At 55.8% G+C, this 2,510-nt stretch carries 1 protein-coding gene and 2 pseudogenes; 2 read left to right on the plus strand and 1 reads right to left on the minus strand.

What is annotated here, in order from left to right; translation table 11 throughout:
• Positions 1-54: 54 nt before the first annotated feature.
• Positions 55-491, plus strand: a pseudogene (locus tag P0Y43_RS12810) (IS3 family transposase); the annotation flags it as partial.
• Between the two features lie 105 nt (positions 492-596).
• Here the strand turns inward: P0Y43_RS12810 and P0Y43_RS12815 are convergent.
• Entirely contained in the window at positions 597-1,580 is a 984-nt protein-coding gene (locus P0Y43_RS12815; RefSeq protein WP_275637634.1) for an IS5 family transposase, read from the minus strand.
• A 17-nt stretch (positions 1,581-1,597) separates the two neighbouring features.
• On the opposite strand from P0Y43_RS12815, the pseudogene P0Y43_RS12820 reads away from it, so the two are divergent.
• A pseudogene (locus P0Y43_RS12820) lies at positions 1,598-2,461 on the plus strand (IS3 family transposase); the annotation flags it as partial.
• Between the last annotated feature and the right edge of the window lie 49 nt (positions 2,462-2,510).

Below are 2,510 nucleotides of genomic sequence, written 5' to 3' on the forward strand. Positions count from 1 at the left end.
TGTCCCGTCCTGAATAAGGTTTACACCTCCCATCCCGAATTTCCGGAGAGTCAGATGGAGCAAGGTGTAAAGCGCACACAGCGAGATTACTCACTGTCTTTTAAATTGGCCGTTGTTGATCAGATCGAAAAAGGCGAACTGACCTACAAGCAGGCCCAGGTGCGGTATGGCATCCAGGGTCGGTCGACGGTTCTGGTATGGTTGCGTAAGCACGGTCGGCAGGATTGGAGCCAAGGGGCATCGATCCGAGCCGAGAGGAGCTGCGCGATGTCTGACCCCAAACCGCTCACTCCAGAGCAGCGGATCAAAGAGCTTGAGCAGCAGCTTGAGCTGATGAGCCAGAAGGCCCAGTTCTTCGAGACGGTCGTTGATGTTCTGAAAAATGACTATGGTGTTTCGGTCGTAAAAAAGCGATCCGGCAAGTCCTCTCGCAAGGCCAAGTCGCAGGACTGAGCATTGCCAGGGCTTGTCAGTTTCTAGGGAAACTCCGAACAAGTTGCCCATCAGCCGGAAATAGGCGGTTTGGGGATGCCGAAACGCCCGATTTTCAGCCGCTGATTATTGGATAACCAAGGCAACGCCTTGGTTATCTGCTCTCACGGGCGAACCTCTCCCGCAACAGCCAATAAATGGCGGCGCACCATCCACAGATTCGACAGCGCAAACAGCGTGGTCAGCTGTGCCGTGTTCTTGGCCAAGCCACGGAAGCGGGTTTTCACATAACCGAACTGACGCTTGATCACACGGAAGGGATGTTCGACTTTCGCCCGGGCCTGTGCCTTGACCTTCTCGATCTGACGTTTGGCTTTGTAGAGCACACTGCGTTTGCTCAGGTGCTTGTAGGTACTGCGGCGGGCTGCGATCTGCCAGATCACTTGCCGTCCCGCATGCTCTGGCCTTTTCTCCAGGCCGGTGTAGCCCGCATCGGCGCATACGATGCTTTCATTGCCATGCAACAACTGAGCGACTTCCGTCACGTCAGCCACATTCGCGGCAGTGCCGTGGACGTGATGCACCAGACCCGACTCCGCATCGGCGCCGATATGCGCCTTCATGCCGAAGAAGTACTGGTTGCCTTTCTTTGTCTGATGCATTTCTGGATCGCGCTTGCCTTCCTTGTTCTTGGTCGAGCTGGGCGCGTGGATGATGGTGGCGTCGACAATGGTGCCCTGACGCAACGACAGGCCTTTGTCTTGCAGGTAGTTGTTGATGATTTCCAGAATCCCTGCCGCCAACTGATGCTTCTCCAGCAGGTGCCGGAAATTCATGATCGTCGTGTCTTCGGGAATCGGCGCGCTGAGCGTCAGCCGAGCAAACTGGCGCATTGAAGTGATTTCGTACAGTGCTTCTTCCATGGCCGGGTCGCTCAGCGAAAACCAGTTTTGCAGCAGGTGAATACGCAGCATGGTTTCCAGTGGATACGGCTTGCGACCGCCACCCGCCTTTGGGTAGTGCGGCTCAATCAGCGCCATTAAGCCACTCCACGGCACAACCTGTTCCATCTCGGCCAGGAAACGCTCACGGCGGGTTTGCTTGCGCTTACCGGCGTACTCGAAATCGGAAAAGCTCATCTGGCTCATAGGCAAGGCTTGTTGGGGTAGCTAAACGGAGGGTTATTTCAGCACAGGTCAGGCCGGCCTGTGCTGACTTAATCGGAGAATCCCTAGGCATCAGTCGACAGGCTTACTACAAACGCAACCGAGCCGCTGATGGCAAAGAACGCCAGGCAGACCGGGTGGTTGAGTTTGTACAGCAAGTCCGAATGCGCCAACCCCGTCTGGGTACTCGCAAGCTGCACTATCTGCTGCATTGCCAACCTGACAGACGATTCCAGGTCGGCCGAGATAGGCTGTTCCAGGTCTTGGGAGAGCGCCGTTTGCTCGTACTGCCTAAGCGGGCCTACCACAAGACAACACAAAGCTTTCATCGCTTCTACCGCCATCCCAACTTACTCAAGCCCGGGCCAAGCCAGATTGTTCCGACAAGGCCGGAACACGTCTGGGTGGCCGACATTACTTACCTGCCTGCACGTAACGGCCCGCTATACCTGAGCCTGATCACGGATGCGTACTCCAGGAAAATCGTTGGCCACCACGTCCATGAAAGCCTGCATGCCGAGTCGGTGGCGCAAGCTTTCAAGCAGGCATTACGGAAGCGACGTCATCGCCAGCCATTAGTCCACCATTCGGATCGAGGCATCCAATACTGCTCGGCGCTATACCAGTCACTGCATCAACGGCACAGCGTTCAGTGCTCCATGACCGATGGGTATGACTGCTACCAGAATGCGCTGGCCGAGCGAATCAACGGAATCCTCAAGATGGAGCTGCTGTTGAGTAGCCCTGCAGATCTGGAGCAAGCGAGGCAAATGGTTGACGAGGCAGTGCAGATCTACAACACAGAACGGCCTCATATGGCCCTGAAAAACAAAACGCCCGATGCGGTGCATCGGGCGTTTTGAGGTCTGTCGGCCTACCTGAACAGGTGTAAACCTATTTCAGGACTAGACA

The sequence above is a fragment of the Pseudomonas entomophila genome (assembly GCF_029193575.1).
Classification (GTDB): domain Bacteria; phylum Pseudomonadota; class Gammaproteobacteria; order Pseudomonadales; family Pseudomonadaceae; genus Aquipseudomonas; species Aquipseudomonas entomophila_G.